General features: G+C 58.3%; 18 protein-coding genes. 6 read left to right on the plus strand and 12 right to left on the minus strand.

Annotated elements, in window-relative coordinates; genetic code table 11:
* Positions 1–24 precede the first annotated feature (24 nt).
* Positions 25–1,584, minus strand: coding sequence for a YdgA family protein (locus GQR96_RS11045; RefSeq protein WP_032455952.1), 1,560 nt, complete (start codon positions 1,582–1,584; stop codon positions 25–27).
* Between the two features lie 86 nt (positions 1,585–1,670).
* Positions 1,671–2,849 (minus strand): mannose-6-phosphate isomerase, encoded by a 1,179-nt coding sequence (manA, locus tag GQR96_RS11050; protein ID WP_004204108.1) that lies wholly within the window; start codon positions 2,847–2,849, stop codon positions 1,671–1,673.
* A 200-nt stretch (positions 2,850–3,049) separates the two neighbouring features.
* Here manA and fumA point away from each other — a divergent pair, with 200 nt between their 5' ends.
* The gene (fumA, locus tag GQR96_RS11055) at positions 3,050–4,696 is read left to right on the plus strand and encodes a class I fumarate hydratase FumA (RefSeq protein WP_023318141.1); all 1,647 of its coding nucleotides are present in this window, start codon (positions 3,050–3,052) and stop codon (positions 4,694–4,696) included.
* A 142-nt stretch (positions 4,697–4,838) separates the two neighbouring features.
* Positions 4,839–6,239, plus strand: a complete 1,401-nt coding sequence (gene fumC / locus GQR96_RS11060; RefSeq protein WP_004887066.1) for a class II fumarate hydratase — start codon at positions 4,839–4,841, stop codon at positions 6,237–6,239.
* On the opposite strand, the gene tus is transcribed toward fumC, so the two are convergent.
* The 4 genes from tus to rstA all read right to left on the minus strand — a co-directional run bounded on the left by tus (position 6,229) and on the right by rstA (position 10,114).
* Positions 6,229–7,161 carry a DNA replication terminus site-binding protein gene (gene tus, locus GQR96_RS11065; RefSeq protein WP_065904130.1) on the minus strand — a complete coding sequence of 311 codons (933 nt, stop codon included), beginning with the start codon at positions 7,159–7,161 and terminating at the stop codon, positions 6,229–6,231. The two genes, fumC and tus, sit on opposite strands and share 11 nt — an antisense overlap.
* A gap of 75 nt (positions 7,162–7,236) precedes the next feature.
* On the minus strand, positions 7,237–8,538 hold the full coding sequence (rstB, locus tag GQR96_RS11070; protein ID WP_017898701.1) for a two-component system sensor histidine kinase RstB: 1,302 nt from the start codon (positions 8,536–8,538) through the stop codon (positions 7,237–7,239).
* Between the two features lie 263 nt (positions 8,539–8,801).
* On the minus strand, positions 8,802–9,164 hold the full coding sequence (locus GQR96_RS11075; RefSeq protein ID WP_004887058.1) for a hypothetical protein: 363 nt from the start codon (positions 9,162–9,164) through the stop codon (positions 8,802–8,804).
* Positions 9,165–9,397: 233 nt separating this feature from the next.
* Positions 9,398–10,114: a two-component system response regulator RstA gene (gene rstA, locus GQR96_RS11080; RefSeq protein ID WP_017898700.1), complete on the minus strand. Its 717-nt coding sequence runs from the start codon at positions 10,112–10,114 to the stop codon at positions 9,398–9,400.
* A 128-nt stretch (positions 10,115–10,242) separates the two neighbouring features.
* Between rstA and GQR96_RS11085 the strand changes: the two genes are divergently transcribed.
* Positions 10,243–10,578 (plus strand): GlpM family protein, encoded by a 336-nt coding sequence (locus GQR96_RS11085; protein WP_004887053.1) that lies wholly within the window; start codon positions 10,243–10,245, stop codon positions 10,576–10,578.
* Here GQR96_RS11085 and folM read toward each other — a convergent pair.
* The 3 genes from folM to ydgH form a co-directional block, all read right to left on the minus strand.
* Complete coding sequence (gene folM, locus GQR96_RS11090; RefSeq protein WP_004887050.1) at positions 10,575–11,297, minus strand: dihydromonapterin reductase; 723 nt, start codon at positions 11,295–11,297, stop codon at positions 10,575–10,577. The genes GQR96_RS11085 and folM overlap by 4 nt on opposite strands.
* Before the next feature lie 36 nt (positions 11,298–11,333).
* Positions 11,334–12,716 (minus strand): amino acid permease, encoded by a 1,383-nt coding sequence (locus GQR96_RS11095; RefSeq protein WP_023318146.1) that lies wholly within the window; start codon positions 12,714–12,716, stop codon positions 11,334–11,336.
* Positions 12,717–12,893: 177 nt separating this feature from the next.
* Positions 12,894–13,844 (minus strand): DUF1471 family protein YdgH, encoded by a 951-nt coding sequence (gene ydgH / locus GQR96_RS11100; RefSeq protein WP_004887044.1) that lies wholly within the window; start codon positions 13,842–13,844, stop codon positions 12,894–12,896.
* Positions 13,845–14,365: 521 nt separating this feature from the next.
* On the opposite strand from ydgH, the gene pntA reads away from it, so the two are divergent.
* The 3 genes from pntA to GQR96_RS11120 all read left to right on the plus strand — a co-directional run bounded on the left by pntA (position 14,366) and on the right by GQR96_RS11120 (position 17,631).
* Entirely contained in the window at positions 14,366–15,895 is a 1,530-nt protein-coding gene (gene pntA, locus GQR96_RS11110; RefSeq protein ID WP_017898698.1) for a Re/Si-specific NAD(P)(+) transhydrogenase subunit alpha, read from the plus strand.
* Between the two features lie 10 nt (positions 15,896–15,905).
* Positions 15,906–17,294 (plus strand): Re/Si-specific NAD(P)(+) transhydrogenase subunit beta, encoded by a 1,389-nt coding sequence (gene pntB, locus GQR96_RS11115; protein WP_004887040.1) that lies wholly within the window; start codon positions 15,906–15,908, stop codon positions 17,292–17,294.
* Positions 17,295–17,442: 148 nt separating this feature from the next.
* Positions 17,443–17,631 carry a YdiH family protein gene (locus GQR96_RS11120; RefSeq protein WP_004887037.1) on the plus strand — a complete coding sequence of 63 codons (189 nt, stop codon included), beginning with the start codon at positions 17,443–17,445 and terminating at the stop codon, positions 17,629–17,631.
* Between the two features lie 119 nt (positions 17,632–17,750).
* On the opposite strand, the gene uspE is transcribed toward GQR96_RS11120, so the two are convergent.
* The 3 genes from uspE to ogt all read right to left on the minus strand — a co-directional run bounded on the left by uspE (position 17,751) and on the right by ogt (position 20,302).
* Complete coding sequence (gene uspE / locus GQR96_RS11125; RefSeq protein ID WP_004887033.1) at positions 17,751–18,701, minus strand: universal stress protein UspE; 951 nt, start codon at positions 18,699–18,701, stop codon at positions 17,751–17,753.
* A gap of 138 nt (positions 18,702–18,839) precedes the next feature.
* Positions 18,840–19,592, minus strand: coding sequence for a fumarate/nitrate reduction transcriptional regulator Fnr (gene fnr / locus GQR96_RS11130; RefSeq protein WP_004887031.1), 753 nt, complete (start codon positions 19,590–19,592; stop codon positions 18,840–18,842).
* A 194-nt stretch (positions 19,593–19,786) separates the two neighbouring features.
* On the minus strand, positions 19,787–20,302 hold the full coding sequence (gene ogt / locus GQR96_RS11135) for a methylated-DNA--[protein]-cysteine S-methyltransferase (protein ID WP_004887029.1): 516 nt from the start codon (positions 20,300–20,302) through the stop codon (positions 19,787–19,789).
* Positions 20,303–20,412 lie beyond the last annotated feature (110 nt).

The raw sequence follows: 20,412 nt of genomic DNA on the forward strand, positions 1-20,412 counted from the left end.
GTGGCCGTCTCCTGAGCCGATACGTTACGGCTGCGGGGCGGCGTCGTCCTGCTGAGGCGCGGCGTCATCCTGCTGCGGCTGGCCGTCCTGCGGCGCGCCGTCCGGTAGCGAAGGCGCTTCCAGACCAAACATCGCGGCAAAATCCTCCAGCGGCATTTTCTGGCCGTTCAGCGTCACCTGGCCGTTCGCGTACTGCAGGCTGCTGCTGATGGCATTATCTTCCATGGTGGTGATGCGGAACATCTGGCCCATCGCCGCCAGGCCTTTGACCTGCTGATCGGCGAGTTTGGCGGCGTCGGCTGGCTGGTAGCCTTCCAGACCGGCGATCTTAGTCATAAACTCCGTCGCCATATCCACCGGGATCACCACTTTGCCGTCAAGGGACTGCACCACGCGATCCAGGCTGTCCGCCAGCGTCTGCGGCGGAGCGGTCACCTGGGCCGGATCTTTCAGCAGAACCGAGAGGTTGAGGGTGCTTTCGCCTTTGGCGTTGCGCCAGCTCAGCGGGGAGATGGTCACCGACGGATTGCCCTTAAGCAGGATCGGCAGCGCATTGAACAGGGTTTCGGTAAGCGCCTGCTGGTACAGCTCCGGGTTCTGCGCCAGCTCTGGCTTCGCCAGCAGCGCCTGAGACTGCGCGCTGTACTGCTGGCTGAACTGGTGCCACGCCTGACCGTCGACGTTATCCACTTTCAGCGTCAGTTTGCCGCTGCCCATATCCTGACCCTGCAGCTTAAGGCTGTTGACGGTGTAGTTCACCTGGCTGTTCACGCCTTTGCCGTCCTTGGTCAACGTCGAGCCGCCGTCCAGCGCCATGCCGTCAACCAGCGCCAGCTCTTTGCCTTCGACGCTGATGGCCAGCTTATCGAGGGTCATTTTTTGCTGGCCGATACGCTCGTTGAAGCTGGCCAGCTCGGTGGCGCCGTCGGTGGTCAGGTTGACGAAGCGCAGTTGCACCTTCTGGTTATATTCGTTGAGGGCATCGATCTGACCGCTGCCGGCCTGGCCCTTCAGGCTGATGTTTTTGCCGTCGCGGTCGGCGTCGAGCTGGAACTGGCCGCCGCTGAAGGTGACTTTCTCATCCCCTTTGGCGTAGTCGAGGGCATTGAGAACGATCGCCGACTGGCTGTCGCCGCTGTAGGCGATGCGCGTATCAACGGTGAAGGGGGTAGTGCCTTTGGCTATCTCGAACAATGCCTGGCTGGCGTCGTTTTTCACCAGCGTGGTGTGGACCGAAGCCATCGCCGGAGCCAGATTAAAGGTTTTTAACGAGGCCAGCGGGAAGGGGCCGTGATCGACCACCTCGTCAAGCACCACGCTCTGTCCGGCGGCCAGCCAGCCGTTAGCCTGACCGGCGATGGGCTTCACCACCAGCTGCAGATGGCTGCTGAACAGCCCGCGCTGGTAGTCCTGATAGCTCAGCTCCAGACCTGACTCCGGCGCGCTGCTGCGTAGCTGTGCGTTAGCCTGCTGCACCATATCGGCAATTCGGCCTTCCAGCTGTTTACCGGTGTACCAGGCGCCGCCTGTCCATACCACGCCCAGCGCCACGATGATTCCTGCTGCGACCAGCGATTTTTTCATAGCATTTGTCCATAAATGAAGCCAGGCGGAGAGACCGCCTGGCTGAGTTGTCATAATCAGTAAGCGAGACCTGAAAGGTCAGTCGTTTACTGGAGCTTATTGAACACGCGCGCCACGCGGCCATGGCCGCTGACCTGCACCGGCGATTCATTGGCGGCCACAAAGGCCGATTCGCCCGGCTTGAGGGTCAGGCTCTGGTCGCCTTTGCGCAGCACGGCTTCGCCGTCGACGCAGAAAACGATCGCCGCGCTCGCCTGGGCCAGATCGCTGGCCTCGGTGGAGAGATCGTGCAGCGAGAAGGCAAAATCTTCCACCGGGATCGGGAAGTCCAGTTCCGCGCCGTGGCGCTGCGGCTGGGTCAGCAGCTCACCCGCCGGTTTAGCCTCGAACTTAACGTTGGCCACCAGCTCAGGGATATCAATGTACTTCGGCGTCAGGCCGGCGCGGAGCACGTTATCCGAGTTGGCCATCACCTCCAGCGCTACCCCTTGCAGATAAGCGTGCGGCGTTTCGGCAAACAGGAACATCGCTTCGCCAGGATTCAACTTCACCACGTTCAGCAGCAGTGGGGAGAAGAGGCCGCTGTCGTCGGGATAGAATTCCGCGATCAGGCGGATGGTTTGCCACGGTTCGCCCTGCTCACGGTCCAGCACCTCGCGCAGCGCCTGCAGCGCCTGGGCTTTTTCCTCGCCCTGCATATTCAGCAGGCTGGCAAACAGCTGGCTCAGGCGAGTCGCGTCCGGCTGCTGCAGGAAGGCGCCGATCGCCGGGTGTGCGTTGGCCACCGGCTGCAGCAGGCTGACAATTTCGCTGAACTCGCGAAACGCGTTCATCGCCAGGAACGGGGTCAGGGCGAAAACCAGCTCCGGCTTGTGGTTCGGATCTTTGTAGTTACGTTCGGCGGCGGAGAGGGGGATGCCGGCGGCGTTCTCGCGGGCGAAACCCTCTTCGGAGGCCTGCTTGTTAGGATGGACCTGAATGGAGAGAGGCTGCGCGGCGCACAGCACTTTAAACAGGAACGGCAGCTCACCGAAGCGTTGCGCCACTTTTTCGCCGAGCAGGGCGGCTTTATCCGCGTCAATCACCTCGCGCAGCGAACGCGGCTGGCCATCGGCCGTCAGGACCTGCGAGCTGCTCTTCGGATGCGCCCCCATCCACAGCTCTGCCATCGGCTGGTTGTCCGGGTTGGCGATGCCATACAGTTCAGTTAAGGCGGTGTGGCTTCCCCAGGCATAGTTCTGTACGGCGTTGATCAGCTTTTGCATTCTCATTCCCTGTATCAATCAAATTAAAATTATCGCCCTATTAAACCAGCAAACGCTGGAGAAGCAACTGCTGAAAGAAAAAGTCGTCCCTGTCTCAGTTTTTGTTAAAAAATTGTGTAAGATTGATCGACTCGCTTTTCTACAGGCACATGGAGTCCCTGCCTGAAACATAATCAGCCAAAGCAGTAAGTGAGAGTACAATGTCGAATAAACCGTTTGTTTACCAGGATCCTTTTCCCCTCAAAAAGGATGACACCGAGTATTATCTCCTCAGCAGTGATTACGTCTCCGTCGCCGAATTTGCCGGCCAGGAAGTGCTAAAAGTTGACCCTCAGGCGCTGACCCTTCTGGCGCAACATGCCTTCCACGACGCCTCCTTTATGCTTCGCCCGGCGCATCAGCAGCAGGTGGCGGATATCCTGAACGACCCGGAAGCCAGCGAAAACGACAAATACGTCGCCCTGCAGTTCCTGCGCAACTCCGATATCGCCGCCAAAGGCATTCTGCCCACCTGTCAGGACACCGGCACCGCGATCATCATGGGTAAAAAAGGTCAGCGCGTCTGGACCGGCGGAGGCGATGAGGCCGCCCTGGCGCAGGGGGTGTACAACACCTATATCCAGGACAACCTGCGCTATTCGCAGAACGCCCCGCTGGATATGTATAAAGAGGTTAACACCGGCACCAACCTGCCGGCGCAGATTGACCTCTATGCTACCGATGGCGATGAGTATAAATTCCTCTGCATCGCCAAGGGCGGCGGCTCGGCTAACAAAACCTATCTGTACCAGGAAACCAAAGCGCTGATCACCCCGGCGAAGCTGAAAAACTATCTGGTCGAGAAGATGCGCACCCTGGGGACCGCCGCTTGTCCGCCGTACCATATCGCCTTTGTCATCGGCGGGACTTCGGCGGAAGCGACGCTGAAAACCGTCAAGCTGGCCTCCACCAAATACTACGATGGCCTGCCGACCGAAGGTAACGAACATGGGCAGGCTTTCCGCGACGTGCAACTGGAGCAAGAACTGCTGCTGGAAGCGCAGAACCTCGGCCTCGGCGCGCAGTTCGGCGGCAAATATTTCGCCCACGATATCCGCGTGATCCGTCTGCCGCGTCACGGCGCTTCCTGCCCGGTAGGGATGGGCGTCTCCTGTTCCGCCGACCGCAACATCAAAGCCAAAATCAACCGCGACGGCATCTGGATTGAGAAGCTGGAGAGCAATCCGGGGAAATATATCCCTGAGCATCTGCGCCAGGCCGGGGAAGGCGAAGCGGTGAAAGTGAATCTTAACCAGCCGATGAGCGAGATCCTGGCGCTGCTGTCGCAGTACCCGGTGTCCACGCGTCTGTCGCTGAGCGGCACTATTATCGTGGCCCGCGATATCGCGCACGCCAAGCTGAAAGAGCTTATTGATAATGGCGAAGCCCTGCCGCAGTACGTCAAAGATCACCCGATCTACTACGCCGGCCCGGCCAAGACGCCGGACGGTTACGCCTCCGGCTCCCTCGGCCCGACTACCGCAGGGCGCATGGACTCATACGTCGATCTGCTGCAGTCGCACGGCGCGAGCAAGATCATGCTGGCGAAAGGCAACCGCAGCCAGCAGGTCACCGACGCCTGCCACAAGCACGGCGGCTTCTACCTCGGCAGCATCGGCGGCCCGGCGGCGGTACTGGCTCAGCAGAGCATCCGCAGCCTTGAGTGCGTGGCGTATCCGGAACTGGGGATGGAGGCTATCTGGAAAATCGACGTGGAAGACTTCCCGGCGTTTATTCTCGTCGATGATAAAGGCAACGACTTCTTCCAGCAGATCCAGACGTCGCAGTGCGCCCGCTGCGTGAAGTAAACCTGGCCGCCCTTCGGGGCGGTTTTTTTATGCCGCTTCGCGGCACGAACCACCAAAACAACTTTTCAATCTGGCCAATACTTACTCTTTTAAGCAGGTGAGCTTTGTCGCTATGACGCACTTTTCATCCAAGGAGAAAGTAATGACAACGCATCGCAGTGAAAAAGACTCGATGGGCGCCATCGACGTCCCGGCCGATAAACTCTGGGGCGCCCAGACCCAGCGTTCTCTGGAGCATTTCCGCATCTCGACCGAAAAAATGCCCGGGGAACTGATATATGCCCTCGCGCTGACCAAGCGGGCGGCGGCGAAGGTCAATCAGGATCTTGGCCTGCTGACGCCGGAGAAAGCCGGGGCGATCGTCGCCGCCGCTGACGAAGTGCTGGCCGGAAAACACCCCCAGGAGTTCCCGCTGGCTATCTGGCAGACCGGTTCCGGCACCCAGAGCAATATGAATATGAACGAGGTGCTGGCCAACCGCGCCAGTGAACTGCTCGGCGGTGAGCGGGGGATGGCGCGAAAAATCCACCCCAATGACGATGTCAATAAAAGCCAAAGCTCGAATGATGTGTTCCCCACCGCCATGCACGTCGCGGCGCTGATTGCCCTGCGGGAAAAATTGCTCCCGCCGCTGCAGGCGCTGCGGGCCACGCTCAACGAAAAAGCGGTGGCCTTCAGGGATATCGTTAAGATCGGTCGCACCCATCTGCAGGACGCCACGCCGCTCACCTTAGGCCAGGAAATCTCCGGCTGGGTGGCGATGCTGGACCATAACCTGAAGCATCTTGACGCCAGCCAGCCGCATCTCGCCGAGCTGGCGCTGGGCGGGACGGCGGTGGGGACCGGGCTGAATACCCATCCGGAATATGCCGTGCGGGTGGCGGCCGAACTGGCCTCGCTCAGCGGACAGCCGTTTGTCACCGCGCCGAACAAATTCGAAGCGCTGGCCACCGTCGATGCCCTGGTCCATGCCCACGGCGCGCTGAAAGGTCTGGCGGCCTCGCTGATGAAAATCGCTAACGATGTCCGCTGGCTGGCCTCCGGGCCGCGCTGCGGGATAGGGGAAATCGCCATCCCGGAAAACGAGCCCGGGTCATCGATTATGCCCGGCAAGGTCAACCCGACGCAGTGCGAAGCCCTGACCATGGTCTGCTGCCAGGTGATGGGTAACGACGTGGCAGTGAATATCGGCGGCGCCTCGGGTAACTTCGAGCTCAACGTCTATCGGCCGATGGTCATTCACAACTTCCTGCAGTCGGTGCGTCTGCTGGCGGATGGCATGGCGAGCTTTAACGAGCACTGTGCGGTGGGGATTGAGCCGAATCGCGAGCGGATCAACCAGCTGCTCAACGAGTCGCTGATGCTGGTGACCGCGCTGAATACCCATATCGGCTATGATAAAGCGGCGGAGATCGCCAAAAAAGCGCACCATGAGGGGCTGACCCTGAAGGCCTCGGCGCTGGCGCTGGGCTACCTGACGGAAGCCGAATTCGACAGCTGGGTGCGCCCGGAGCTGATGGTCGGCAGCCTGGCTACTCGCTAGCCAGCCAGAGGTGCAGGCGAGGGATCAGTAATCTCAGCGACTGCGCCTCCGGTTTGTAGCGGTATTGCACGTTGTCGGCATCGTAGTTGAGCAATTCGCCCATATCCGGCACGCTGACCCCCTGGCTGCCGGATATCAGGGCGATCAGCGGGCTGGGGCAGGCGTACTGCACCTGTTTCTGCTCGCTGGCATACCAGACGCGGGCAATCGGCTGTACTTTCACCGGCCGTTTAATTTTCAGCCGCGCCCGCTGCGGCAGGGCGGCGATATCCTGATATTCCCTCTCCAGTTTGCTCTGCCACTGCTCGCGGGTCCAGGGCGGCACCGCCCGCGGCGATTGCAGGCTTTTCTCCAGCATCATCAACACCTGGTCGCGGGTCAGGTTTTTGATCACGTGCTTATTGGCCCAACCGAAGCGGATAGTGCTCGGGTCGAGAAGGGGCGTTAGCGTGCGATAGGCGCTGAGGGTAATTAATCCAGGCAGATGGCGATGCACCCACTCAAAGCGGGCGGTGGGGGGCAGGCCAGAGTCGACGGTGACGATTTTCTCGAAGGTGGCCTTAAGGGTGTTGATCTGCTGAATGCGCGCCAGCAGCGCCTGCTGTTCCGCGGCGGTGACCTGCAGGCAGATAGCACCCGGCAGGCGGACGGCGGCTTTGCTGCTGCGGGTTTCCGATTGCTGCTGGATAAACAGATGGCCATAGTGTCGCAGGGCGAGATCCAGCGCCGCCTCCCCGGTGTGCTGGACGACAGTAATGTTCGCCAGCGGGTCATGCTCGGCATCTTTACTGATTGCCGGCAGCTCAAACACCCGGCCCGCCAGCAGTCGACAGGTCGTTAACGCCTGGCGCAGCGCCTGCAGCTCCAGCTCGATCTGGCGAAAGGTATCATTCAGACGTTCAACGAGGTCGTAGCTAGCCATCGCATTCACCTTAGTTACAACATACTATTCGATTTTTACAGCATACCCAGCCCGCGGCCGCTGCGCAACTTTTATTCAGGCAGAGGTAAAATCGGGCAACTGATGATAGACCGGCCAGCTAAAGCAGAAACGGGCGCCGCCGAGAGGACTGGCCTCGCAACGAACCTCGCCCCCCATCGCCTGGGCGATACTGTGGACGATGGCCAGGCCGAGGCCGCAGCCTCCGGTCGCCCGATCGCGGCTGGGGTCAAGACGAACAAAAGGCTCGAACACCCGCTCGCGCTCCTCGGGGGCAATGCCCGGGCCGTCATCATCGACCTGCAACGACGCGCGGGAACCCTGCAGGGTCAGGCTGACCGCCACCCGCTGACTGCTGTAGCGCAGGGCGTTATTCACCAGATTATCCAGCACCCGCTCCATCAACCGCATATCCAGCGCGCCATAGTTGCCGCGGGTCAGCGTCGCCAGGCCGACCTCGCGCTGCGGGTTGACCATCTGGATATCCTCGACGTGGTCGCTGATCCAGGCGGGAAAATCGGGGGTGGTCAGGCTGAGCTCCGTCTGCGGGCGGTCGAGACGGGCGTAGGTCAGGAGCTCTTCAATGAGCGCCTCCAGTTGGCCGATATCACGGTTCAGCGCCTGCGATTCCGCCTCGGTGAGGTTTTCGCTCATCTCCAGACGGTAGCGCAGGCGCACCAGAGGCGTCCTGAGCTCATGGGCGATGCCGTCAATCAGCTGCTTTTTGCTGGCAATGAGGGCGTTAATGTTGTCGGCCATCTGGTTAAAGGCCACCCCGAGCCGCTCAAAGCTGGACATGCTGTCAAAATGAATACGCTCGCTGAGGTGGCCTTCGCCAAAGCGCTGGGCGGCGGTCTCAATGCGCAGCATGTCCTGCCAGTGCGGACGCATCCAGATAAACACCGGGAAGGCCAGCGAGATAGCGATAAACGCCATCAGCGCCACGTCCAGCAGGCGCATTTCATGCAGAAAATAGAGATAGGGTACCGGGCCCACGGATAACACATAGTGGCTGCGGGGGATGCGCTGGATAAAGGTGTACTGGTCGTCGAGCGCAACAATATCCCCAGCGCGCAGGTGCTGCATCGAGCTTTCCGACAATTTAAATTTGCTCATCGGCTCGATGTGCAGGTCGAACGACAGATTAAGGTCCAGCTCTTTAAGCGTCTTGCTCCAGTCGCGAGGCGGAATTTCCCGCAGCTCGCTGCGCATCAGATACAGTGAGCTTTTCATCAGATCGTCAAGCGACTGCCTTCCGGCGCGTTCAGCGGTAAATTTATAGACCAGGCCCACCAGCATGGTCATCACCAGAAAGCAGACGAAGAGCAGAAGATAGAACTGCACGAACAGCTTTTTCATTACATTACCGCATATTCAAAAAGAGAAACCTGCCGGCGCCCCGGACCATCTGCAGGGCAGGGCGAAAACGTCACGGATTTACCGGGGCGAGCCGAAGCCCGCGCGGGCATAACCGATACGCTATCAAAGCAGGGTTTATGCCCCCTGACAATAGCCAGCCGGGGGGAGCGACGCTGTTAAAAATGTGACGCTGTCACTCATTGCGGGCTTACGTCTGCATGAGGCCAGGATTGTGGCCAGCGTATTCTGCGCGCCGCTGGGCGCTACTCGCGATAGTAGGGTATATCCACCGGATAGAGGGTGGCCAGGCTCAGCAGCCGACAGCGCACCAGCTGTTCTGCTTCGGCATACCAGTAAGCAAATTCGCCGGTGGTCTGGTGGTAAATCATCTGATCAAGATTAGCAAACGGGATCACCAGCAGCGGCCCCTGGCGCACGTATCCGCCGCCGGTTTCGAAATGGTGATCTCCCCAGGATTGCTGGGTATGTTGATAGCGGTGAAGAAGCACCTTAATCTGCCCGCGCTGTGGACAGAGGAGCCGGATATCGGCGTTGTCGAGAGAAAAAGCCCAGCCAGAGAGTGACGTGAAGAGAGTAAGTGCCAAAAGTACAACGTATTTCATCATGCAAAAGTCCTGTGTTTTCAGGCTTTATGCCACTCTGATAACGCTAAGTCCTTGAGCACAATCATATTGAGGGGTTATGTGATGGGCTTCTGTACGGCGAAACATATTGATTTACTCAATATGACAAATGGGCGGCGGTCAGCCAGCGCGAAGGCGGCGGAAAAAATGCGATGCGCTTACCGCCGGGGAACAGGCGCTGAAACGGGCCCCTTTCAGGGCCGCAGACGGACCGCTCAGTTATCCCAGGCGTGGGGGGCGAAGAGGTAGCCTTTGTTGCGTACCGTCTTAATCCGGTAGGGTTCGGTGGCGTTATCGAGCAGTTTTTTGCGCAGGCGCGAGATAGCGACGTCAACGCTGCGATCCATCCCGTCGTAGGTGACGCCGCGTAAATTTTTCAGCAAGGCGTCGCGGTCCATAATCTGCCCGGCGTGGGTGGCCAGCTCCCACAGCAGGTCGAAATCGGCGGTGGACAGGGCGACGCTTTCTCCGCCGAGCAGCACCTGGCGGTTGACCGGGTCAATGGTCAGTGAGCCAAAGGAGATGGTCTTGTGCGGGGTCAGCGTCGAAGGCGCGCCTGTACCCGCCGGGGCGATATGCTGGCGCAAATGCAGACGCAGTCGCGCCAGCAGCACCGCCGGCGGTGTGGTCTTCAGGATATAATCGCTGGCGCCCATCTCCAGGGAGAGGATATGGTTCATATCGCTGTCGAGCGAGGTCAGCAGAACAATCGGCCCTTGCCATTGCCCACGCAGATCGCGACAGAGGGTCATTCCGTCCTTGCCGGGCAGCATAATGTCCAGCAGCACGAGGTCCGGTTTCTCCCGCGCGATCACTTCCTCTGCGCGGTCGCCGCGAGGCTCGACCACCACCTCCATATCATGCTTGCCGAGATAGGCGGCGATCAGCGCTCCTACCTCAGGATCATCCTCAACAAAAACGATTTTATTCATGTCTATTGCACATCAGTAAAAGAAGTAACATACACCGCGGCTATTTTACCCGCCATTCCTGTTTTATAAACAGCGCTAATTCCGCTATGCTGCGCTAACTTGTTGATTCATTGTTAAGGCATAAGGACATGGGGCTGTTAATCAAAGGGCTGCTGGGCGCGCTGGTGGTGGTGCTGATTGGCGTGCTGGCGAAAACCAAAAACTACGCCATCGCCGGGCTTATTCCGCTGTTTCCCACCTTTGCGCTCATCGCTCACTATATTGTTGCCAGCGAGCGTGGTATTGAAGCCCTGCGCGCCACTATCGTGTTCGGCATGTGGTCGATCGTTCCCTATTTTATCTATCTGCTGTCGCTGTGGTACTTCACCGGGATCATGCGCCTGCCGTTAGCGCTGGCAGGCGCAGTGGGGTGCTGGGGGCTGTGCGCCTGGCTGTTGATTGTTGGCTGGAGCCGCTTCCACTAACGCAGAGGGCGACCGCCGTCGACGGCGTATGACCGGCCGGTCACGTAGCGGCTGGTAAACAGATAGTCGATAAGGTCGCTGATCTCTTTCTCGCCCGGGGCGATTTTCATCAGCGATTTATCCAGCGCCTGCTGACGATAGGCCTCGTCGTCACCTTCATTGAACATGATCAGCGACGGGGCTATAGCGTTGACTTTGATCTCCGGCGCCAGCTTGCGGGCGAAGGAGCGGGTCATGTTGTCCAGCGCGGCCTTGCTGGCGGCGTAGGCGATATGTTTATCGCTCCCGCGCTCCACCACGTAATCGGTGATATGGATAATGTCGCTGGCGGCATGGCCGTGACCGCGCAGGAGTTCTTCCAGCGCGTGGTTGAGCAGATAGGGGGCATGGACGTGGATCTGCATCATGCGGTTGATCACCGTGCTGAGCGGTACTCCCGGCTTCTCCGCCATCCAGTCACTGGCGTTGTGGATGATGGCCCGCAGGCCGCTGGTATGCGATTTAACCGCTTCGGCAAAGGTCAGAATGCCGTCATCGCTGCTGAAGTCGGCCTGCAGACAGAGAGCGCCTGCCTGGCGCAGGTCATCGATCGCCGGATAGGGCGTGCGATAGCTGACGATGACCGGCTGGTGTTGCTGCAGAAAATGGTGCGCCAGCGCGAGGCCGATGCGGCGGCCTCCTCCTGTGATCAGAACCGGGCGGGGCTGTAGTTCAGCCATGGGTATCTCCTTTGATTTAGGCGGCAGGGCGACCGCTTACCCCACCAGCATCCACGTTGCCGGCACAGCGGCAACCAGCAATAAACCAATTAGCGCCAATTCGCGGCGTTTGAGCGAACGATCGTGCTGGTGCGTACGCCGCGCGTACAAAAAGACCAGAAGACCCGGAGCGTAAAGTACCACCGACAACAGCAAATGCACAGGTCCCGACGCGTATAATAACCATAAGCCATAAATGCAGGCGCCGATACCCACCGCTTGATGCAGCGGACGGGTGGCGATTTTCAGCAAAAAGGCGCCGACCAGCAGATAGGGCACGAGGATCATCTCTGACGCAATAGTCAGCAGGGTGCCGTAGTCCGAACCGGTCAGCCAGATCAAAACCAGCGACGCCTGAACGCTGATATTGGTCAGCCACAGCGAGGCGGAGGGGGCGTTGTTGCGGTTCTGACGGGCGAACAGGCGCGGGAAGGCTTTGTGGGTGGCCGCGAGGTAAGGCACTTCGGCGGCCATGATGGTCCAGCTGAGATAGGCGCCGCACACCGACACGATAAGCCCGGCGGCAATCACAATTTCACCCCACGAGCCCATCAGTCTGACCATCAGTCCCGCCATCGACGGGTTGCGCATTTCGGCCAGTTCGCTACGCGGCACCACACCCAGCGACAGCAGGGTGACCAACAGATACACCGCGAGGGCCGAAAGCACCGCGAGCAGCGTCGCACGCCCAACGTCGCGCTTGTGACGCGCGCGGGCGGAGACCACCACCGCGCCTTCGACGCCGATGAACACCCACAGAGTGATCAGCATCGTGTTTTTAACCTGCTCCCACACCGGTACGCCCAGCGCCACGCCGCTGAAATCGAGGCGGAACGTATCCAGCTGAAAGGCCAGGGCGGCGAGGGCGACAAACGCCCCCAGCGGCAACAGCTTGGCGAGGGTCGCGACCAGGTTAATCCCCGCCGCCGTCTGCACCCCACGCAGGACCAGAAAGTGGACTACCCACAGCAGAACTGAAGCGCCGACGATCGACTGCCAGGTGTTGCCATCGCCAAACAGGCGCAGCTCAGGGGTATCGGTGAAGAAACTGAGCGCCGAAAAGACGATCACCAGATAGGAGACATTGGCGATCACCGCGCACAGCCAGTAGCCCCACGCGGAACAGAAGCCGATCAGCTCGCCGAACCCTTCACGGGCGTAGGTGAAGATCCCGCCGTCGAGGTCGGGGCGAATACGGGTCAACAGCAGCATCGCGAAGGCGAGGAACAGGATCCCGACGCCGGTGATCGCCCAGCCGATGAGCAGAGCGGAAGGGCTGGCCACGGCCGCCATATTTTGCGGCAAACTGAATACGCCAGCGCCGAGCATTGAGCTAAGGACCAGGGCGGTCAGGGCGCTCAGGCCCAGTTTCTTTTCCATTGCATTCCCGAGGTGAAAATGGCTGTTCCAGAATATTTATTTTGCGAAATCGCATAAAAATGGAGGATTGCGCTAAGGCGCGGGATTTTACGGAGTGTCCGGGGGCCATGCAATGGCGGGGGATGAAAAAAAATGAAAAGGCGGCGATGCGCCGCCTTTTTAGCCAGTCAGCAGCGATTATTTGTACAAATCGGCGCTGATGGTGATGTTGCCGCCGCGTTCCTGCCACTGGCGGGTAATGTGGTAGTACTTCGCCCCTTTCTTCGCCGCGCGTTTCGCCGTCTGATAAGAGATTTCCGTCATGTTGCCATAGTTGCCGGTGAACTTGATGTTATCGAACGGCACCATTTGCGCCGCGGTCACTTTGTTCACTTCTTCAACTTTGGTGCCGTCCGGCAGCGTGACAGTGTAACGTCCGCCTTTCGACGACTGGGTCTCGAAGAAACGACCTACACCGGTGCCGGAGCCAACCGCCGCGGTGGTGGCGACGCCCGGGATTTCGACGTTTTTCGCCGCTTCGCCGCCTTTGGCCAACGCCGCGCGGCCGGCTTCAGAATCAGCCGGGATAGCGTCCGGGCTCTGCAGAACGCGTTTCTCCGCATCTTTTTTATAGATATACGCGGTAATGCGCTGGTTGCCGCCCTGGTTGGCGTCCACCTGGCGGACGATGAAGAACGCATAGGCGCCTTTCGCTTTCGCCGCTTTGGTGATGGCGTCGTTCACTTCCGGCTGACTGCGATAGAAGCCCTGGACGGTGACGGTGTCGTAAGGCATCAGCTCAACGGCCTGATCTTTCGGCAGCTCCATCACGCCATTGATGATGCGATTTTTCGGCGCATCCGCTTTCGGCGCGTCGTCTTTATAGAGGTCAGCCGTGACGCGCCAGTTGCCGCCATTGCCGTAATCCGACGTGTCGACAACATAGAATGAGGCCGCGCCGTCTTTGTCAGCTTTGCGCGATACCGCTTGCACCGCGTCGCCAATGGCATTAAACCGGCCGGTGACGACAACGCGATCGTAGGGCTTCAGCGCAGCCGCCTGCTCCGGGGTCAACTCGGTCGCTGCGTGGGCAGACAACGTGGCGGTTGTCAGGAGAGCAGACGCCAGGAGGGTGTTTTTAAGCTTCATAAAAATAATCCTTTGCCTTGCGCAAACCATATACTGGTGTTGTTGTTGACTGAAAACGTTTGATTATTGCATTTAATCGCTGTGACTGTCTGCGTCATTTTTTGCTTGCCGCCCGAATCGTATACCACGGAAAGATAACATTTTTCGATATGTTGAAAAAACAGCCGCTTGACCAGCAAAAACGATAATCGATACCACTTTTATTAGTTAATGTAATGTTAATACAATGATCTCAATGGCGATAAATGGCGTTTTATACCACTGGATAAGCGGATTATCAGGCCTGAAAGGCAAATTCAGGTAAATATTGCTGCCCGGAACCATCTGTGCTGACAATAAGCAATAAAATCAAAATTTCTGTTTTATCGCTGTAGATCACAATCGCTATTTTCAGTAGGTTATAAAAAGTTTGTTACTGTTTCATTTTGCAGACAGCGAAAGACGGCGAGGACGATTTTGCCGTCCTGTCGTTGTTGGTCAGAAAAGTAAACCATCATCAAAAACCGATGGAAGGGAAAACTATGCGTATTGGTGTACCACAAGAAAGGCTAGCCCAGGAGACCCGGGTCGCCGCCACGCCGAAGACCGTTGAGCAGTTGCTCAAACTCGGCTTTAGCGTCGCGGTAGAAAGCGGCGCTGGGAAGCTGGCCAGCTTTGACGATGAGGCCTTCGCCCAGGCGGGGGCTGAGATCGTGACCGGCGATGAGGTGTGGCAGTCTGATGTCATCCTCAAGGTCAATGCTCCGAATGACGATGAAATTGCCCTGTTGAATCCAGGAACCACGCTGATTAGTTTTATCTGGCCGGCGCAAAACCCGCAGCTGATGGAAAAACTGGCGGCCCGCAATATCAACGTGATGGCGATGGATTCGGTGCCGCGTATCTCCCGCGCCCAGTCGCTGGATGCGCTCAGCTCAATGGCCAATATCGCCGGGTACCGCGCTATCGTTGAAGCGGCCCATGAATTCGGCCGTTTCTTTACCGGGCAGATTACCGCGGCAGGCAAAGTTCCGCCCGCCAAGGTGATGGTTATCGGCGCCGGGGTGGCCGGTCTGGCGGCGATTGGCGCCGCCAACAGCCTGGGGGCGATTGTTCGCGCCTTCGATACCCGTCCGGAAGTGAAGGAGCAGGTGCAGAGTATGGGCGCCGAATTCCTCGAACTGGATTTTAAAGAGGAAGCGGGCAGCGGCGACGGCTATGCCAAGGTGATGTCCGAGGCCTTTATTCAGGCCGAAATGGCGCTGTTCGCCGCCCAGGCGAAAGAGGTCGATATTATCGTCACCACGGCGTTAATTCCGGGCAAGCCGGCGCCGAAGCTGATCACCCGGGAAATGGTTGACGCCATGAAGTCGGGCAGCGTGGTGGTCGATCTCGCCTCGCAAAACGGCGGCAACTGCGAGTACACCGTGCCGGGCGAAGTGGTGACCACCGCCAACGGCGTGAAAATTATCGGTTATACCGACCTGCCAGGCCGTCTGCCGACCCAGTCCTCCCAGCTCTACGGCACCAACCTGGTGAACCTGCTGAAGCTGCTGTGCAAAGAGAAAGACGGCAATATCGTCATCGATTTCGATGACGTGGTGGTGCGCGGTGTGACCGTGGTGCGTGAAGGCGAAATCACCTGGCCGGCGCCGCCGATTCAGGTCTCCGCTCAGCCGCAGGCCGCGGCGAAAAAAGTGGAAGCGCCGAAAGAAGAGGTGAAACCGGCGTCGCCGTGGCGCAAATATGCGCTGATAGCGCTGGCGATTATTCTCTTCGGCTGGCTGGCCAACGTGGCGCCTAAAGAGTTCCTCGGCCATTTCACTGTCTTCGCGCTGGCCTGCGTGGTGGGTTACTACGTGGTATGGAATGTCTCCCATGCGCTGCATACGCCGCTGATGTCGGTGACGAACGCCATTTCGGGCATTATCGTGGTTGGCGCGTTGCTGCAGATAGGCCACGGCGGCTGGGTCAGCTTCCTGAGCTTTATCGCGGTACTGATCGCCAGCATTAATATTTTCGGTGGTTTTACCGTGACTCAGCGCATGCTGAAAATGTTTCGCAAAGGATAAGGGGTAGCACATGTCTGGTGGATTAGTTACAGCTGCATACATTGTTGCTGCAATCCTGTTTATTTTCAGCCTGGCGGGTCTGTCGAAACACGAAACCTCGCAGCAGGGCAACTATTTCGGCATCGCCGGGATGGCCATCGCCCTGATCGCCACTATTCTGGGTCCGGACGCCGGCAACGTCGGCTGGATTATCCTCGCGATGGTGATCGGTGGGGCAATCGGTATTCGTCTGGCGAAGAAGGTCGAAATGACCGAGATGCCGGAGCTGGTGGCCATCCTGCACAGCTTCGTGGGCCTGGCGGCGGTGCTGGTAGGGTTTAACAGCTACCTGCAGCATGAAACCGGCATGGAGCAGATTCTGGTCAATATCCATTTGACCGAAGTGTTCCTCGGCATCTTCATCGGCGCGGTGACCTTCACCGGTTCGGTAGTGGCGTTTGGTAAACTGCGCGGCAAGATCTCCTCCAAACCGCTGATGCTGCCTAATCGCCATAAGCTTAACCTGGCGGCGCTGGTGGTTTCCTTCATCCTGATGGTGATTTTTGTGCGCTCCGATAGCACCGGCACCCAGGTCCTGTGCCTGCTGGTGATGACCGCGATCGCGCTGGCCTTCGGCTGGCACCTGGTGGCCTCCATCGGCGGCGCGGACATGCCGGTGGTGGTCTCGATGCTCAACTCCTACTCGGGCTGGGCGGCGGCGGCGGCGGGCTTTATGCTGAGCAATGACCTGCTGATCGTCACCGGCGCGCTGGTGGGCTCTTCCGGCGCCATCCTCTCTTACATTATGTGTAAGGCGATGAACCGCTCCTTTATCAGCGTGATCGCCGGCGGCTTCGGCACCGATGGTTCCTCCAGCGGCGGCGATGAAGAAGTGGGCGAGCACCGTGAAATTAGCGCCGAAGAGACGGCGGAGATGCTGAAAAATTCGCACTCGGTCATCATCACCCCGGGCTATGGTATGGCGGTGGCCCAGGCGCAGTATCCGGTGGCAGAAATTACCGAGAAGCTGCGGGCGCGCGGCATTAAGGTGCGCTTTGGCATTCACCCGGTCGCCGGCCGTCTACCGGGACATATGAACGTCCTGCTGGCGGAGGCTAAAGTGCCTTACGACATCGTGCTGGAGATGGATGAGATCAACGATGATTTCAGCGATACCGACACCGTGCTGGTCATCGGCGCTAACGATACCGTCAACCCGGCGGCGCAGGACGATCCGAAGAGCCCGATCGCCGGCATGCCGGTGCTTGAGGTGTGGAAAGCGCAGAACGTGGTGGTCTTTAAGCGTTCGATGAACACCGGTTACGCCGGCGTACAGAACCCGCTGTTCTTTAAAGAGAACACCCATATGCTGTTCGGTGATGCCAAAGCCAGCGTCGATGCGATCCTGAAAGCGCTGTAATGTAACATTATTGTTTTACAACGTTTGTTTATAAGCCGTCTCCTGTGAGACGGCTTTTTTATATGCACTGGGATACCAGGGATTGTTCATAAAATAAGCGGTAAAAGGTGATATAATGTTCCGGTTATTACATCAGACAGAGGATATTATGGATACCGAGTTAACCCCAACGCAGATGGCCATCGAATTCTTACGCCGCGATACCACCGTCATGACTCCAGCGCAGTATCTGAAAAAACTTAAACTGCTGGAACTGGAGTTTGCTGACCTGATGGCGCTCTCCTCGCTGGAGCTGAAAGAAGAGATCGATCTGGCCTGGCGTCTGGGTATCCACTGAGTCGTTCAGGGTCGCCATGCCATGACGGGGCCGCAAGCGGCCCTTTTTTGTGCCTGAGGGAAAGCGGGCAAAAAAATCCCCCGCGAGGCGGGGGATGATGAACGTTCCGGGAGGGAAGGTTAATCGTCGTCGTCGTCGTCCAGTTCCACCGGCGTCTGATAGGCCTCTGGTTTAAGCACCAGCAGATCGCAGCGCAGGTGGTCGACAACCTGCTCCGCGGTATTGCCAAGGAACGCCGCGGAGAGGCCGGTTCGTCCGACCGTACCCAGCACCACGATCCCCGCCTGCAGATGCTCGGCGAGATCCGGGATCACCTCCTCAGGCAACCCTTTTTCCACGTGGGTGAATTTCTCGTCAATGCCAAACTTCTGCCGCAGGGCTTTCATCGCCAGCAGATGCTGGCCGCGGATGGCGTCGTTGTAGACGCTGGGATCGAAATCCGGCAGCTCAATCGCGATATTGATCGGGGTGACCGGATAGGCGCCGATAAGGTGCACTTCAGTGTGGTTGACTTCTTCCGCCAGCGACAGGGTCTCGCGCACCAGCTTCTCGTTGAGGGTGTTGTGATAATTTTCTTCGCTGGCCAGATTGACGGCGACCAGCGCTTTACCGCCTTCTGGCCATGGTTGGTCTTTCACCATCCAGACCGGGCAAGGGCACTTACGCAGCAGATGCCAGTCGGTCGGGGTGAAGATCACCGCTTCCAGCTTGTCGTGTTGGTGGGCCATCTTCAGCAGCAGGTCGTGTTTCTCACTGATCACTTCCTGAATAATGGCTTCGAAGGGGCGGTTGTGCCACACCACCTTCACGTCAATCGGCACTCCGGATTCAAGATAGAATTTCGCCTGCTCGCGGATCCAGGCCGTTCGTTGGGCAATGACGCCCTGACGCATCGCCGTCCGTTCATCCGGCGACAACAGGGTGGTCATTTCATAAGAAAAATCATAGATCGGCAAAAAGGCTTTGATGCGTCCACCAATCCGTTGGTGCAGGTACACCGCTCGCCTTAGCGCCGGCTGGTCGTCCTGGTTAGGATCGATTACTACCAGCATGCTCTGATACTTCGCCATACAGGGTCTCCTTACAACTGCAGCTACCGTCAGTTATTAAAAAGATAACCTATATGGATGAATTGAAACAGGGGAGGAGCCTGGTCAGATCAACAAATCTGAAAAAATTGCCGATCCTGACCAGGTGTTGCGCGGAGATTAAGCGACGTTACGCGCCTGACCGGCCAGCTGGGCCAGCAGGTCGCCGTTTTCAATGGTGATGTATTTGCCTTTCACCGCCAGCATGCCGCTCTTCTGGAAACGCCCCAGCAGACGGCTGATGGTTTCGACGGTGAGGCCGAGATAGTTGCCAATGTCGCCGCGGGTCATGGTCAGACGGAACTCACGGGGAGAGAAACCGCGCTGCGCGAAACGGCGGGACAGGTTATAGATAAACGCGGCCAGGCGCTCTTCGGCGTTCTTTTTGGAAAGCAGCAGGATCATATCCTGGTCGCCTTTGATCTCACCGCTCATCAGGCGCATCATCTGCTGACGCAGATTCGGCATTTTTCCGGAAAGATCGTCGAGGGTTTCAAAGGGGATCTCGCATACCATCGACGTTTCCAGCGCCTGGGCGAAGCTCGGGTGCAGGCCGGTGCCGATGGCGTCAAAGCCCACCAGATCGCCCGCCAGGTGGAAGCCGGTAATCTGCTCATCGCCTTGCTCGGTGATGGTGTAGCTTTTGATGGTCCCGGAGCGAATGGCATACAACGATTTCAGCTCATCACCGGCTTTGAACAAGGTTTGACCTTTCTGGATGGGCTTTTTCCGCTCGATAATATTATCCAGCTGATCAAGCTCGTGCTCGTTCAGAGTAAAGGGGATGCAGAGCTGGCTGATACTGCAATCCTGACAATGGATAGCACAACCGCCAGACTGAATGCGTCGAATAATTCGCTTCTCAGGGATCATATGTCTGCTCAGGCCTTAATTGATATTGGTCAATTTTAACATCTTTTTGATGAGCAGGTAAGTCTTCAGGCTCTGAAACACGTAATATCAGCAGGGGAAATCAAAACAGGCTGATATCTGCTTGATTAAAAATAGATTATTCAGCCACATTTGATTGTAAAATTACCTGAAAATTCCAGAAAAGGCATTTTCAGTCAAAGCAACAGATAGCCCTCGTGGCGCAGAAGCCACTCTTTACGCTGCACGCCGCCGGCATAGCCGGTCATCGTACCGTTACGCCCGATGACCCGATGGCAAGGCACCACAATACTCACCGGGTTGGCGCCATTGGCGGCCCCCACCGCGCGTGCCGCGCCGGGACGACCGAGCGCTTCGGCCAGCTGACCGTAGTGCATCACCTGGCCGCAGGGGATATCGCGCAACGCCTGCCAGACCTGGCGCTGGAAAGGGGTGCCGGCGGTGGCGGTAGGCAGGGTCTCGATAACGGCCAGGTCGCCGGCAAAATAGTCGTTCAGCTTACTGCTGAGACCGCCCGGATTGCGGCAGTCAACGCGCTGATAGCCTTCCCGGCGATAGTGTACGTCGAGCAGGGTTTCCATCCGATCGCGGTGCTCGTCCCACTCGACGGCGCGTAAATTAAACTGTTCGTCGCAGAGTACCCACAGCGCCCCCAGCGGGGTATCCATTTTATCCTGCAGCAAGGTCAACATCGTTTCAGTCATCCACCATCGTACACGAGGGCCACACGATACCACGCGCCGGCGGCGGTCAACTATACTCCCAAAAGATAAACCCGTATTCCCGGCCGGCTTCCTGCGGC

Source organism: Klebsiella sp. PCX, assembly GCF_021869705.1.
Classification (GTDB): Bacteria; Pseudomonadota; Gammaproteobacteria; order Enterobacterales; family Enterobacteriaceae; genus Klebsiella; species Klebsiella quasipneumoniae.

Bases quoted from the DNA above. Each gene is read 5' to 3' on its own strand.
- GQR96_RS11045 (WP_032455952.1), bottom strand. From the start codon at position 1,584: ATGAAAAAATCGCTGGTCGCAGCAGGAATCATCGTGGCGCTGGGCGTG.
- manA (WP_004204108.1), bottom strand. From the start codon at position 2,849: ATGCAAAAGCTGATCAACGCCGTACAGAACTATGCCTGGGGAAGCCAC.
- fumA (WP_023318141.1), top strand. From the start codon at position 3,050: ATGTCGAATAAACCGTTTGTTTACCAGGATCCTTTTCCCCTCAAAAAG.
- fumC (WP_004887066.1), top strand. From the start codon at position 4,839: ATGACAACGCATCGCAGTGAAAAAGACTCGATGGGCGCCATCGACGTC.
- tus (WP_065904130.1), bottom strand. From the start codon at position 7,161: ATGGCTAGCTACGACCTCGTTGAACGTCTGAATGATACCTTTCGCCAG.
- rstB (WP_017898701.1), bottom strand. From the start codon at position 8,538: ATGAAAAAGCTGTTCGTGCAGTTCTATCTTCTGCTCTTCGTCTGCTTT.
- GQR96_RS11075 (WP_004887058.1), bottom strand. From the start codon at position 9,164: ATGATGAAATACGTTGTACTTTTGGCACTTACTCTCTTCACGTCACTC.
- rstA (WP_017898700.1), bottom strand. From the start codon at position 10,114: ATGAATAAAATCGTTTTTGTTGAGGATGATCCTGAGGTAGGAGCGCTG.
- GQR96_RS11085 (WP_004887053.1), top strand. From the start codon at position 10,243: ATGGGGCTGTTAATCAAAGGGCTGCTGGGCGCGCTGGTGGTGGTGCTG.
- folM (WP_004887050.1), bottom strand. From the start codon at position 11,297: ATGGCTGAACTACAGCCCCGCCCGGTTCTGATCACAGGAGGAGGCCGC.
- GQR96_RS11095 (WP_023318146.1), bottom strand. From the start codon at position 12,716: ATGGAAAAGAAACTGGGCCTGAGCGCCCTGACCGCCCTGGTCCTTAGC.
- ydgH (WP_004887044.1), bottom strand. From the start codon at position 13,844: ATGAAGCTTAAAAACACCCTCCTGGCGTCTGCTCTCCTGACAACCGCC.
- pntA (WP_017898698.1), top strand. From the start codon at position 14,366: ATGCGTATTGGTGTACCACAAGAAAGGCTAGCCCAGGAGACCCGGGTC.
- pntB (WP_004887040.1), top strand. From the start codon at position 15,906: ATGTCTGGTGGATTAGTTACAGCTGCATACATTGTTGCTGCAATCCTG.
- GQR96_RS11120 (WP_004887037.1), top strand. From the start codon at position 17,443: ATGGATACCGAGTTAACCCCAACGCAGATGGCCATCGAATTCTTACGC.
- uspE (WP_004887033.1), bottom strand. From the start codon at position 18,701: ATGGCGAAGTATCAGAGCATGCTGGTAGTAATCGATCCTAACCAGGAC.
- fnr (WP_004887031.1), bottom strand. From the start codon at position 19,592: ATGATCCCTGAGAAGCGAATTATTCGACGCATTCAGTCTGGCGGTTGT.
- ogt (WP_004887029.1), bottom strand. From the start codon at position 20,302: ATGTTGACCTTGCTGCAGGATAAAATGGATACCCCGCTGGGGGCGCTG.